Raw genomic sequence first — 12,872 nt, forward strand, 5'->3', positions numbered from 1 at the left:
GCGGGCGCCGCGCAGCCCCGACGGCTCAACGTGCCTGCTGGAAAGCCAGCGACATCAGGCGCAGGGCCTCGCGCGATCGGCGATCGTTGAGGCTGCTGTACAGCATCACTTCCTGTGCGGGAATCGGCGGCAAGCAGAGCACCTCGCCGGCGTCCACCGTGCCCGGAGGCGCCGTGCGCGGCGCCAGGACGGCAACGGCCATGCCGGCGGCGGCGGCCGCGCCGACCATGGCGGCGCCTCTTCCGACGAAGACTTCTTCCCACGCGATGCCGGCTTCATCGAGGGCGCGCGTGGCCGCGTTGCGGATGCGGCAGGCCTTGCCCTGCGTGGCCAGCGGCAGCGGCTGACCGGGAACCGGCCGCCAACCGGGTACCGACACCCAGGCCATCGGTTCGGAATAAACCGCCTTGCCTCGTTTACGACGGTCATCCGGCCGCAGCACCCAGGCCGCGTCGAGTTCGTCCTGATCGTACAGCGCCATCAGATCCCGGCTGCCGCCCACGCGCATCTCCACCCGCAAACCCGGATCGTGGACGTTGATCCGTCGCAGGAGCGAAGGCAGTTCGCTGCCGATCAGTTCGTGGCTGATGCCGACCACCAGCCGGCGCGCTTCGACATCCCATGATGCGACGGCGCGGTCGTGGGCCGCGAGCAATTCGCGCGCGACCTCCAGGAACGCCTGGCCTTCCGCGGAAAGCCGGACGTGGCGCGGCGAACGCTCCATCAGGCGCCTGCCGAGCTGCGCCTCCAGCTTGCCCAGCCGGAGACTGATGGCGGATTGCGTGGTCTCCAGCGCGTCGGCGGCACGGGTGAAGCTCTGCAGTTCCGCCGCCGTCACGAAAGCCCTCACCGCGGTGATGTCCAGGGGCTTCATTTCAAGAATTCGATTTTGGAATGACAGATATCATCATGAATGCATTTTTGAAATGCTGGCGGCAGGGTACCGTTTTCGCCACCCCCACGCACGGTTCTCTCCACCATGAATCCCATCCTCGGCATGACCCTCGCGATGCTCGCCGGCCTGGCCGCGCACGATGCCCGCGCCGCTTCACCGGAATCGCCGCTGCGGGGCACCTGGACACTGGTCGCGGCGGACAAGATCCTGCCCGGCGGAGAACGCGTCCGGGACTACGGCGAGTCCCCCACGGGCCGCCTGATCGTCGATGCCCGGGGGCGCTATTCCCTGCAGATCTTCAAGTCCGAACGCCTGCGTTTCGCATCGGACGACAAGGCACGCGGCAGCGCCGACGAGTATGCCTCGGCCGCGCTGGGTTCCAGCACCCACTACGGCACGATTGCGGTCGACGCCTCGCGGCACACCCTCACCTTCCGCATCGAAGGCGCCTCGTTCCCGAACTGGGAAGGCACAAGCCAGCAGCGCGAGTACACCCTGGACAACGGCGTGCTGACCTACCGGGTGCCGGCCAGGCCGGACGGCTCGATTCCGGTTTCCGTGTGGAAGCTGGACTAGGCCTCTCGCCGGCTCTACACCGACCTCAACCGGTCGGTCGCCGCCTTCGCAATCTCCCAGAACACCGAGGCATTGCCGGTCGCCCGCGCGGAGAGCATGGCGCCATGTATCGACGCCATGAACACGGACGCTTCGGCGGACGGAGTGTCGTTCAATCGCATGTTGCCCTGCTCCACGCCTTGCGCCAGGGTCCGGCCAATCCAGGCATGAAGGTCGTTGAAATGCGCCTTCACTTCATCCGCGACTTCCGACGGCACTGCTGGCAATTCCGCCGCCAGCAGCGCGCAAATGCAGATGGGCGGATTGGAGGCCTGGATGCAGTCCGCCCAGTAGCGCGAATAGGCCACCAGCCGCATGAAAGCATCCGGGGTGGATTCGTCCAGCGCGCGCAGGCCGCGCCGGGTGGCCTCCCGATGCTGCGCCACCGTCGCCTTCACCAGATCCACTTTTGCGGGGAAGTGGTGGTGGATGCTGGCCTTGCGTACGTCGACCAGTTCCGCGATGTCCGCATAGCTGAAACCGTTGTACCCGCCGGAGGCCAGCAGCTCGTTCGTCCGCTGGATGATCTCCTGCGCCTTGGGCGAGTACTGCGGCTGCATGTCTGTTTCTGGAGTAGGCATCAATCGTTCACCCGGCCTGGAGGATTTTTTGCCTGCGCAGCGCGAGCATCTGCAAGGGGACGCCGATGATCAACGCCAGGAACAGCGCGCCCTGCACGCCGAGCAGCAGCGGGTCCTTCAAATCGGTCACCAGCGGATGGCCCACCGGCAGCCTGCGCAGGCTTTCGCTGACCGTGGGGACCATCAGCAGGAACACGCTGATGCTCAGGGCAATCGTTTGCACATGTTTCCAGAAGGTCTTCGCGGTTCGCCACCGCGCGATGCCATAGCCCAGCAACAGCATCGCCAGCGTGACGGACGCCACGATGGCGCTGATCGGCTGGTGCGCAATCGGATACACCGTCAGCACCCCCAGCAGCATGAACCAGAAATACGCACGCCCGGCGCGGGTTTCGGGAACGATCCGCCCGTGCTTGAACAGCATGTAGGCGGCAAGGGGAATGGCCGGAAGGCTGCCCAGCGTGTGGAGCCAGCCAATAGGAGAAATGCCCACGGGGGTCGTTCCTGTCAGGAGAGTGAGGCGACTTTACCTACTAGTAGGTAGATTGTCAATCCGTGAGAAGAACCGATGCGTATGGCGTTCCGCGCTACCAGCCAGGCAGCGACGCTATCCACGTTTCCTCTCGCTGACGTGGCGCTGGCGGCCTTATTGCTGCCACCGGGACCCATTTGCTGGCCGTCGTGCACCACCGCCTGGGAATCCACACGCGAATGAGGGAAAGGCCGCCACGCAAGGTGACGGCCCTTCTGATTGCACGTCCAGGCCGGCGACGTGCGTTTGCGCCGGTCAGTAGTCGTAACTGACGGTCAGGCGCGCATACGTGGGCGTCTGATAGGCGACCGGCTGGTTGTACAGCGGATTCAACGTGCCATCGGGCAACTGCGAGAACGGGTAGATGTTGGTCGCCGCATCCTCGTTGGTGACGTTGAAGACGTTGAAGCTGAAAGCCAGCTTGCCATCGGCGAAGGCGGGCTTGTACAGCACGCCCAGGTCGATCTGGTTCACCCAGCCCAGGCGCCCCTTCGAGCCCGGAGGAGAGGGTGTGCCGACACCGGTTTCCGGGTCATAGCAGTAGTGGTACGGGCCGCCGGTGATCGCGCTGCCACCATAGCCGGCCGGGTCCGTGCCGGCGTAGGTGTCGCCGTAGTAGTTGCCCAGGCAGTTGCGGGGGGCACCGGAAATCATGCTCAGATTGCCGGACACGCCCCACTCCGGGGTCAACTGGTAGTAGCCGTACAGCTTGACCTGATGGCGATGATCATTGGACTGATCGCCGTTGAAGTGCTCCATCAGCGCGGCGTGGTCCCAGCTCTGCGTGGTCGATACCGACGCCTGGCCCTGATAGCTGCCGAGCGCGCCACCGGTACGCCACAGGTCCGAACGCAACTGGCCCTCGGTGGTGCCATAGCTGTGCGACCAGACGTAGTTGAACTTCGTGTACCACTTTCCGTCGAACGGACGCTCCAGATTGAACTCGACCGCCGAGTAGTTGCGCTTGAGTTCCGGGAATCCGGCCGCCTCGCGGGTCACCGTGACCTCATGGAACTGGCCATCGGTGCCGATAACGCCCCAGGTGTTGGTCTTGCCCGGATTGATGAGCGCCGCGCCGGATACCTTCGACCAGTCAATGGTGATGCCCTGCGCGGCGGCCGCCTCGATCAAGGCGGTATTGGACACGTCATAGTTCTGGTCGTCGATGCTGGCATTCAGGCGCCGATGCGTGGCGCGGACGCCGTATACCCAGCCGCTCTCCAGCTGCTTGGTGAAGCCCAGGATGATTTCGTCCTGGTTCTCGCCTTCGATGTCCTTGGCCACCGCGGTGCGCACATCCGCGATGCGACCGAAGCGCGAGTTGGCCGACACCGCGGATCCCAACTGCTGGGAAATGATCGGCGTGCCGTCGGCGTTGATACCGCTGTAGGTGTAGTAGGTGCTGGTGTTGACCGCCGGGGTGAACAGGCCAACCGGTGACAGCGGCAGGCCTAGGTAGTAGCGGCCAAGGTTGCCGAACACCTTCAAGGTGGAATCGCCGTGGACGTCCCAGCTGAAACCGATGCGGGGCGCCCAGGCATCCTTGACCTCGATGTACGCCTGGCCGAACGGCGTGTAGTTGGTGAACTCGTCCTTGCGCAGGCCCAGGTTGAGCAGCAGGCTGTCGGTGATCTGCCACTTGTCCTCGATGTAGTACGCCTTCTGCTTGGCCTCGTAGGAATACAGACTGGTGTTGATGTTCCTGATGACGTAGTAGCCGCTGGCGCCATGCACCGGATCCACCAGGCCCGGGCTCGGTGCACCGATGCCCCCATCTTCATTCGCCGCCTGGGTGATCAGGCCGTTGGTTCGCAGGCCGTTGGGATCGTCGGTACGACCATAGGTCCACGAGTAGCCAGGACCGGACAGGATCGAGCCGATGTTGATGCCCTCGGACTTCTGGTTGTCGATGCCGAAGCTGAGCGTGTGGTCGCCGGCCCGCCATTCCAGGTTCAGGCGGGTATTGGTTTTCTTGTACTCGCGGTCCGGATCGCTGGTCGAGATGACCTTCTGCGTACCGAGGATCGGCGCACCGCCGTTGTACGCGGGGTTCTGCAATGTGGCGTCGGTAATCACCGGTCCGTTGGCCGGGTCATAGCCGAACGGCGTCACTTCATCCGGCGTGGACATCTCGCCGTACAGGGCGGTCACGGTGACGTCGTCGCCGAAATAGCCGGTGTACTTGCCCAGATACAGAGTGGGGCCGGCCTCCTGCCGGGATTCGTCGGTGTAGTACGTGCCACGCTCTCGGGTCAGGTAGTTGTAGCGGTAGATCTGTCCGCTGGTTTCGTACTCGTCGCTGGCGCCGGTAAGTTCGAGCAGATGGTTGTCGGTGATGTACCAGTCCAGCTTCGCGTACCAGCGCTTCTGGGTATAGCTGTAGTCCGTCCATCCACCGTTGGCCCCGTTGGTGGAATCGCGGTTGGACAGCACGCGTACGCCATCGGAATCCGCCTGTTCGGCGGCGACGAAGAAGAACAGACGGTCCTTGAAGATCGGGCCGCCGGCATAGGCGCTGTAGGTAGTCGTGCTTGACTCGGCTTCGCTCAACGGCTGGTACAGGCCATTGGCCGCCCTGGCGTAGTTGTAGGCCGTGTTGTTGGTGGTGCTGTCCAGGCTGTCGGGACGCCAGTAGATATTCTTCTGCTTGGCCTTCAGTCCGTTCGGTTCCCAGATCACCGCCGCGCCGAAATGCCACTCATTGTCGCCGCGCTTGCCGACCTGGTTGATCACGCCGCCATTGCTGCGGCCGTACTGCGCGCCGTAGCCGCCGGTGAAGATTTCCTGCTGGTCGATCGCCCCATAGGGCAGTGTCAGGCCACCCAGGCTGTTGCTGGCCGTGGTGGTATTGAAGCCGTTGAGGTAGTAGGCGTTCTCGCTGGCAGCGGATCCACCGAAGCTGGGAAGCGAGCCGCCCAGCGGGCCATTGTCGAATCCTCCGCTGTTGTTGACCACGCCCGGCGCCAGCAGCGCGATGGCTTCGGCGTTGCGCCCCAACGGCAATTGCAGCAGCTGTTCAGAGGTCACCACCGTACGGGTGTCCACCGTGGTGACATCGATGGGATTGAGTCGCGATCCGGTCACGCTGACCGTGCTCAGGGTCTGCAGGTCGCCCGTACCCGCGAACGAGACGACAGTGCTGGCGCCCACCGTGATGGCCACGTTCTCTCGGGTTTCGACTGCCTCGCCGCCCTGCTTCACCGTGACCTTGTAGGTGCCCAGTGGCAGGTTGCCCAGTGCGTATCGACCACGCTCGTCCACCGCGACCTCGCGGCTGAAACCACTGTTGTTCTCGATGAGTACGGTCTTGCCGGCGCCATTGGCCACGTTGCCGGAGATGTTGCCGGTCGTGGATTGCGCCCATGCCGAGCTGCTGGCGAGCGCGAGTGTCAGGGCAAGCGCCAGCCTGCCAGCGCGGGGGTGATAGGTGCGGGATGTCTCTCTCTTCATTTGGAACCGGCTCCTGTTGTGGGGGAGAAGCGACTACGGGACGCTGGGACGCGTCGCCGGTCTGCCGGCCCCCTTCCAAGCCGGAATTCCTGCGAATCCGAAAAACAAAGACGTTGTTGTACCGCGCCCCCTATCAGTTTTAGCTTTGCCGTAATGGCGTTGTAATAAATATCGGAGCCGTTTTGATAATGCAATGGCATGAACATCATTGCACCCAAGTGGTGCGTCGACGATGCAATGAGGTGAATGCCGTCACCACTTTCATTACGCTTCAAGCGGACACTCGTGATAGAGATCACCGTTGACCGCCACCTGTCCTTGCACTGCAGGAGAGTCATTGGTCAATGCCCGTTCGCGGAGAGGCACGCTCATGAGCCTCGCATGGACAAAGGTGCTTTCTGCAAACCGCCCTTTTCTAAAGAGATGGCCTGCACGATCTTGCATATCGTGCAGGCTCATCCTCTTTGTCACATCGGATCGATGTCAGCGACCGGCGTGTTCAGCAGTTGCTGTCCCGCAGATGGGTCGATGCCGTTATCGGCAGCAAGCTGCTTGGGGAAAACGCCCAGCTTGGCCACGCGCTTGGCGAAGCGGCGGTTGCTGCCATTGAAGGTGTTCAATCCCCCGGCGTTCAATACTGGTGGAGCCGCCAACGCTTCATGACCACCGCAAGTCGATCCACATTGCCAGCACCTGTCCCGGCTCAACGATGTGCGGCGCAAGATTGAATCCATCCGGCGGCCCCGTCTGTGGTTCCACGCAGGTCGCGTGCCCGGCGCCGTCGTACACCACCCAGTGCGTGCAATCGGATGTGACGTGGAGTCGTTGCCGCGCGCGTTCCAGCACGGCGCCGTCTTCGGCGATGAAGCAGTCATCCCAGGGGCCGGGCCGGGGCGGCACCAGCGGGAGCGTCGCGATGCCATCGTGGTCCCGTGGATACATGGCCGAGGGATGGAAGACGAGCCGGTCGGGCTTGCGGAACCAGGGATGCCAGCCCAGCACGGCCGGCATGGGCTGGTCGCCAGCCTGTACCGACAGGTCCAGCCGCAGGCCGTGGTCGTGCAGGGTGATTACCTGCCTCGCGAGACCGCCAAAAGGCCAGTAGCCATCCTGCGGCAGCAGCAGGGACAGGGTTGCGGCGTCGTCATCCTGCGACTCGATTCGCCAGGAGCGGGAAAAGCCGAGGCCATGGATGGCGTGGCCCCCGAAGTTCACCGGCAGTTGGTAGGCGCGCCCACCTGCCTGGAAGCGACCCGCGCGCACGCGTCCGGCCCACGGCACCATGGGATAACAACCCCACGCGATGGTGTCGGGCCAGCCATCGTGGGGACCAATCAGCCAATCCACGCCGTCGAACCGGATCCGGGCGACGCGGCCGCCGGCGGCCGGTGCCAGATCGACCTTCAGCGATCCCCTGTGCAGACGAATCGTTTCGCCCGGCGGCATCGGTGCGGACGCATCGTCCCGGGGCAAACGACGGATCTCAGTCGCCATAGGGGTGGATGGTGCGGATGTGGCCGTGCGCGTCATGCTGCAGTTCCGTGCACTTGGCGGTGCGCAGGTGGGTGGCGCCGCCCGACAGCAGGGCGTCGTGATAGAACAGGTACCACTTGTCCGCGAACGCGCAGATGGAGTGGTGCGTGGTCCAGCCGACCACCGGAGTGAGGATCACGCCCTGGTAGGTGAACGGCCCATAGGGGCTGTCGCCCACCGCGTAACAGAGCAAATGGGTGTCGCCGGTGGAGTAGGAGAAGTAATAGCGGCCTGCATGCTTGTGCACCCAGGCGCCCTCGAAGAACCGTCGTTCGTGATCGCCGGCACGCAGGGGTTGTCCCTGCTCGTCCAGGATCATGATTTCGCGCGCGGGTTCGGCCAGCGTCTTCATGCCGGTATCCAGGCGGGCCACCCGCGGCCCGAGCGCGGGCGCGTCCGGAGTCGGCTCCTCGTGCATGGCGTCATGGCGGTTGTCGCGGTACTTCTGCAGTTGCCCGCCCCAGATGCCGCCAAAGTAGAGGTAGTGCTCGCCGTCATCGTCCCGGAAGACCGCCGGGTCGATCGAGTAGGCGCCCGCGATGGGTTCGGGTTCGGCGGTGAACGGTCCCTCCGGTCGCTCCGAAACGGCCACGCCGATCCGGAACAGGCCATCGGCCTGCTTGGCGGGAAAGTACAGGTAATACTTTCCATCGCGGCAAGCCGCGTCCGGCGCCCACATCTGCCGCTCCGCCCATGGCACATCGCGTACGTGCAGGGCGACGCCGCAATCGGTCGCCGGGCCATCCGGCGAATCCATCCGCAGCACGTGGTAGTCCTCCATGACGAAATGGCCACCGTCGTCGTCGAAGGCGGCACCGCCGTCGATGTCGTGGGACGGGTAGATGTACAGGCGCCCGTCGAACACATGCGCTGACGGATCCGCGGTATACAGATGGGTGAGCAACGGCTGCGAGATGGCGCACGCGGCCAGTCGTTCCAGTTCGGCGGCCGGCGTTGCCGGCTCTCCGTGGGGGAGGATGTCGGTCATGGGGAGGAAACCTCGGCGTGCAGGGGGCGGTCGACGGCGCGGCGGCGCTGGTCGAGTTCGTGCTCGATGCGCACTTCCATCCGCTTGTCGATCTCGTAGATGAAGAGCAGCGCCACCGCGATCAGGAACGGAAGGGCGCAATAGACGCTGACGGTCAGGCGGATGCCGTCCACCACGGCGGCCGGTTGAGTTTCCAGCCCGGCCTGGTAGCCGTAATGGGCGAGGATGCCGGCGACCAACGCACCGCCGGTGCTGAGGCCGATTTTCAGCCCGCACAGCATCGCCGAGAAGATGATCGCGGTGGCCCGCCGGTGGTTCTTCCATTCCGAATAGTCGGCCACGTCGGCGATCATCGCCCACAACAGCGGGATGGTGATGCCGTAGCAGAAGCCGTGCAGCATGAAGGCGACGAACACCCAGCCCACCGCGGTGGGCGGAAACAGGTAGAACGCCAGGAGGAACAGCGTGGAGACCAGCAGCGCGACGCCGAAGACATCGCGCTTGCCAAACCGATCGGCCAGGCGGCGCGACACGCCGATGCCCAGGATCATGCAGACGATGCCACCGCCGTTGAACAGGCTGAAGGTGGACGTGGCCGGATCCTCCGGCCACTGGAAGCCGGCCAGTCCCGCGCCGGTCAGCATGGCGTTCAACGAAGCGATCAGGCCATTGAAACCGGAATCGCGCAGGAAAGCGGCCAGCGCGGCCTCGCTCATGTAGTACTGGAAGTAGTAGATGTAGGTGCCGCCCTTCAACGCCAGGTTGGTGAACACCAGCACCGTCAGGGCCAGCATCACCTGCCACGGCCGGTTGCGCAGCAAATCGGCCAGATCCTGCAACACACCGGCGGACTGCTCGCGGGTGGGAACGATGCGCTCGCGCGTGGTGAGGAAGGTGATCAGGAAGAACACCGTGCCAACCACCGCGAACAGGGTCATCACGCTCTCGAATCCCCTCACCCGATCCCCGCCGCCCAGGATCAGGACCAGCGGCAGCAGCAGCACCTGGATGATGAACTGGGCAATCATCACCGCCACGAACCGGTACGAGGACAGGCTGTTGCGCTGGGCCATGCTTCCGGTGAGCACGCCGCTGAGCGCCGAGTACGGCAGGTTGTTGGCCGCGTACACCAGCACCAGCAGGCTGTAGGTGGCCAGCGCGTAGATGATCTTGCCCCGCTCTCCCAGTTCCGGCGTACTGAAGGCCAGCAGCGACAGCACGCCGAATGGCACCGCGGTCCACAGGATCCAGGGCCGGAACTTACCCCAGCGGGTGGAGGTGCGATCGGCGACGATGCCGATCACTGGCGTGAACACGAACGCACCCAGCAGTCCCACCACGAAGATGATGGTGGCCGCGGTCGCCGGCGGCAGCCGGTAGACATCGGTGTAGAAGAACGCCAGATAGGTGATCAGCGTCTGGAAAATCAGGTTGGCCGCGAGATCACCCAGGCTGTAGCCCAGCTTCTCGCGGATCGACAGCGGCTGTTCTCGGCTGGACATGCGTGTTTTCCCCCTGGCATCGGTGCCATGCAATTCCGGCGATGCCGGTCCCACGGTTGAATCAGTCATCGGCGGCCTTCACCTCGAATTGCGCGGTGGCACGCGCGTCGGCGCTGGAGCCGCCCACCCGCACCTCGTAGCGGCCGGGTGGAACAATGTAGGCCTGGCGTGCTTCGTCGTAGCGTCGCAGTGCGGCCTCCGGCACCAGGTCGAACGTCAGCGCACGCCGTTCACCGGGCCGCAGGTGGATGCGCTGGAAACCGCGTAACTCCTGCCGCGCATCGCCGGGCCGGGCCTGGACGGGGCGGACATACAGTTGCACGACTTCATCACCGGCGCGCTCGCCGATGTTCTCCACCCGCAGCTTGATCCGCACCGTCGCGTCCGGCTTCACCGTACGCTTGTCCACCCGCAGGCGCTGGTAGTCGAAGCGGGTGTACGACAACCCATGCCCGAACGGATACAGCGGGGTGCCATCGAAGTAACGGTAAGTGCGTCCCTGCATGCGATAGTCGTCAAATGCGGGCAGTACTTCATCCGCCTTGTAGAACGTGACCGGCAGGCGGCCGGCCGGGCTGATGTCGCCGAACAGCGCCTCGGCCACCGCCGAGCCCCCACGTTGACCGGGATACCAGCTCATCAGGATGGCGCTCAGATTGGCGTCGGCCCAGTCCACCGCCAGCGCGGATCCGCCGGTCAGGACCAGCACCACCGGTTTGCCGGTGGCGTGCAGCGCCTCCAGCAGCTTGCGCTGGGTCGCCGGCAGGCGCAGATCGGTGCGGTCGCCGCCGGCGAAGCCGGGATAATTGACGGTCATTTCCTCGCCTTCGACATCACCGGTGAGTCCGCCCGCGAAAATCACCACGTCCGCGTCGCGCGCCGCATCCAGCGCCTCCTCGAACGGCGGCTTGGCGCCCGGCATGCGCCAGGCCAGCCGGACCGCGGCATCGCGTTCGCCATCGTAGTACTCCAGGCGCAGGTCGTAAGCGCGGCCAGCCTGAAGATCCAGCTCGACACCGTCGCTGCGCAGGCGATCGCTGGCGGTCCAGTGATCCAGCACCCGCACGCCATCCAGGTACAGGCGGAAGCCGTCGTCGGCCGCCGCCTCGAGCCGGTACTTGCCCGACACCGGCGGCAGCAGTTGGCCGCTCCAGCGGATGCTGAAGCCGTCGCTCGGTATCCCCTGCCCCGGCGCCGCCTCGCCACGCGCGAGCAGGTTGTCGGTGGGCGATCCGCGATCCCAGCGGAATCCGATCTGCGCGTCGGTTCGCACCAGCGCCGGCGCGCCGGACAGATCCCGGCTGCGGAAGTACTCGCCGCGCAGGCCACGTTCGACGGAATCGGCGGACGGTCGCAGGTAGGTCGCTTCGATCAGCGGAGTGGCAGCGGGGTCGTCGCGCCCCTCCACCAGATCCACGCCGCGCGCGTAGGTCACCCGGATCCCCGGCGCCGCGTCGCGAATGCCCTGCAACAGGGTCACCGGCGCGGCCGGCGTGCCGAAGTAGTTGCCGAGCAGCGCCATGGTGTCGTCGGCGGTCGGGCCGATCACCGCGATGCGCTCCAGGCTGCGCGACAACGGCAGGATGCCGTCGTTCTTCAGCAGCACCAGCGATTCGCGGGCGGCCTTGAGTGCCAGCGCATCGTGCGCCGGCGACTGGTTGACGGTGTACGGCATGCGCGCCCAGCGCACGCGCGACGCCGGATCGAACATGCCCAGCCGCATCCGCGCGGTGAACAGCCGCGTCACCGCCTCGTCGATTTCCGCCTCGCTGATCAGGCCCCGGCGCACGGCGGCGGGCAGCGTGGCGTATTCCTCGCCGCATTCCAGTTCGGTACCGTTCTTGACCGCCAGCGCGGCTGCTTCCTCGCGGGTGGCCACTATCTTGTGGTTCTTCCATACATCGACGATGGCCCAGCAATCGGACACCACGTAGCCGGTGAAGCCCCAATCTCGCCGTAGGAGATCGCGCATCAGGAACCGGCTGGCGCTGGCCGACTCGCCGTAGACGCGGTTGTAGGCGCCCATCACCGCGTCCACCTGGCCCTCCTTCACCAGCGCCTCGAACGCGGGCAGGTAGGTGTCGTACAGATCCCGCCGGCTCGGACGGGCATCGAAATGATGGCGGTCGGCTTCCGGCCCACTGTGCACCGCGAAGTGCTTGGCGGTGGCGTCCAGCTTGCGGTGCGTCGGGTCGTCGCCCTGCAGGCCGCGCACGAACGCCACGCCCATGCGCGCGGTCAGGTAGGGATCCTCGCCATAGGTTTCCTGGCCACGGCCCCAGCGCGGGTCCCGGAAGATGTTGATGTTCGGGGACCAGAAGGTCAGGCCCTGGTAGCGGCCATGCGCGCCCTCGCGCACGAACTGGTGGTGCTTGGCGCGCGCCTCGTCGCTGATGGCGGTGGCGACCTCGCCCATCAGCGGCACGTCGAAGGTGGCCGCCAGGCCGATCGCCTGCGGAAACACGGTGGCCTGGCCGGCGCGCGCGACCCCGTGCAGACCCTCGTTCCACCAGTCGTAGGCGGGCACGCCGAGGCGTTCGATGGCGGGCGCGGCGTTCTGCATCTGCGCGGCCTTTTCCTCCAGCGTCATGCGCGCCACCAACGCCGCCGCGCGTTCCTCGAAGCCGCTGCGGGTATCCAGCCAAGGCGCTGGTTCATGCGCGGCCACGGGGCGCGCGGCGAGCAACGCGAGCGCGCACAGGGCCAGCGCACGCAGGCGCGGCGCGTTGCGGAGGTGTGCCTGGCATTTCGGTTCGGTGATGGTCATCGTTCTCTC

Annotated in this window: 10 protein-coding genes; 1 reads left to right on the top strand and 9 read right to left on the bottom strand. The window is 65.4% G+C overall.

The window, feature by feature from the left end; translation table 11 throughout:
* Positions 1-25: 25 nt before the first annotated feature.
* Entirely contained in the window at positions 26-874 is an 849-nt protein-coding gene (locus IQ458_RS10790; protein WP_235996764.1) for a LysR family transcriptional regulator, read from the bottom strand.
* 105 nt (positions 875-979) lie between these two features.
* Here IQ458_RS10790 and IQ458_RS10795 point away from each other — a divergent pair, with 105 nt between their 5' ends.
* A complete protein-coding gene (locus IQ458_RS10795; RefSeq protein WP_225562550.1) occupies positions 980-1,471 on the top strand; it encodes a lipocalin-like domain-containing protein in 492 nt (163 codons plus the stop codon).
* Between the two features lie 14 nt (positions 1,472-1,485).
* Here IQ458_RS10795 and IQ458_RS10800 read toward each other — a convergent pair whose 3' ends face one another.
* The 8 genes from IQ458_RS10800 to IQ458_RS10835 form a co-directional block, all read right to left on the bottom strand.
* Positions 1,486-2,070 (bottom strand): TetR/AcrR family transcriptional regulator, encoded by a 585-nt coding sequence (locus IQ458_RS10800; protein WP_203322791.1) that lies wholly within the window; start codon positions 2,068-2,070, stop codon positions 1,486-1,488.
* 28 nt (positions 2,071-2,098) lie between these two features.
* Positions 2,099-2,584, bottom strand: coding sequence for a hypothetical protein (locus IQ458_RS10805; RefSeq protein WP_328805151.1), 486 nt, complete (start codon positions 2,582-2,584; stop codon positions 2,099-2,101).
* Positions 2,585-2,878: 294 nt separating this feature from the next.
* On the bottom strand, positions 2,879-6,073 hold the full coding sequence (locus tag IQ458_RS10810) for a TonB-dependent receptor (RefSeq protein ID WP_203322792.1): 3,195 nt from the start codon (positions 6,071-6,073) through the stop codon (positions 2,879-2,881).
* Positions 6,074-6,540: 467 nt separating this feature from the next.
* Complete coding sequence (locus IQ458_RS10815) at positions 6,541-6,693, bottom strand: hypothetical protein (RefSeq protein ID WP_181444231.1); 153 nt, start codon at positions 6,691-6,693, stop codon at positions 6,541-6,543.
* Between the two features lie 37 nt (positions 6,694-6,730).
* On the bottom strand, positions 6,731-7,567 hold the full coding sequence (locus tag IQ458_RS10820; protein WP_203322793.1) for an aldose 1-epimerase: 837 nt from the start codon (positions 7,565-7,567) through the stop codon (positions 6,731-6,733).
* Positions 7,557-8,594 carry a glycoside hydrolase family 43 protein gene (locus IQ458_RS10825; RefSeq protein ID WP_192199548.1) on the bottom strand — a complete coding sequence of 346 codons (1,038 nt, stop codon included), beginning with the start codon at positions 8,592-8,594 and terminating at the stop codon, positions 7,557-7,559. Before IQ458_RS10825 ends, IQ458_RS10820 begins: the two co-directional genes overlap by 11 nt.
* The gene (locus IQ458_RS10830; RefSeq protein WP_203322794.1) at positions 8,591-10,096 is read right to left on the bottom strand and encodes an MFS transporter; all 1,506 of its coding nucleotides are present in this window, start codon (positions 10,094-10,096) and stop codon (positions 8,591-8,593) included. The genes IQ458_RS10825 and IQ458_RS10830 overlap by 4 nt, the downstream gene beginning before the upstream one ends.
* Positions 10,097-10,157: 61 nt before the next feature.
* A complete protein-coding gene (locus IQ458_RS10835; protein WP_203322795.1) occupies positions 10,158-12,863 on the bottom strand; it encodes a glycoside hydrolase family 3 protein in 2,706 nt (901 codons plus the stop codon).
* Positions 12,864-12,872: the final 9 nt, after the last annotated feature.

The sequence above is a fragment of the Pseudoxanthomonas beigongshangi genome, from assembly GCF_016820515.1.
In the GTDB taxonomy this organism is placed as follows: Bacteria; Pseudomonadota; Gammaproteobacteria; order Xanthomonadales; family Xanthomonadaceae; genus Pseudoxanthomonas_A; species Pseudoxanthomonas_A beigongshangi.

What these genes read in the sequence shown, in the direction of transcription:
- IQ458_RS10810 (WP_203322792.1), bottom strand. Translation starts at nt 6,073, where the DNA reads ATGAAGAGAGAGACATCCCGCACCTATCACCCCCGCGCTGGCAGGCTG.
- IQ458_RS10835 (WP_203322795.1), bottom strand. Translation starts at nt 12,863, where the DNA reads ATGACCATCACCGAACCGAAATGCCAGGCACACCTCCGCAACGCGCCG.
- IQ458_RS10795 (WP_225562550.1), top strand. Translation starts at nt 980, where the DNA reads ATGAATCCCATCCTCGGCATGACCCTCGCGATGCTCGCCGGCCTGGCC.
- IQ458_RS10790 (WP_235996764.1), bottom strand. Translation starts at nt 874, where the DNA reads ATGAAGCCCCTGGACATCACCGCGGTGAGGGCTTTCGTGACGGCGGCG.
- IQ458_RS10825 (WP_192199548.1), bottom strand. Translation starts at nt 8,594, where the DNA reads ATGACCGACATCCTCCCCCACGGAGAGCCGGCAACGCCGGCCGCCGAA.
- IQ458_RS10820 (WP_203322793.1), bottom strand. Translation starts at nt 7,567, where the DNA reads ATGGCGACTGAGATCCGTCGTTTGCCCCGGGACGATGCGTCCGCACCG.
- IQ458_RS10800 (WP_203322791.1), bottom strand. Translation starts at nt 2,070, where the DNA reads ATGCAGCCGCAGTACTCGCCCAAGGCGCAGGAGATCATCCAGCGGACG.
- IQ458_RS10830 (WP_203322794.1), bottom strand. Translation starts at nt 10,096, where the DNA reads ATGTCCAGCCGAGAACAGCCGCTGTCGATCCGCGAGAAGCTGGGCTAC.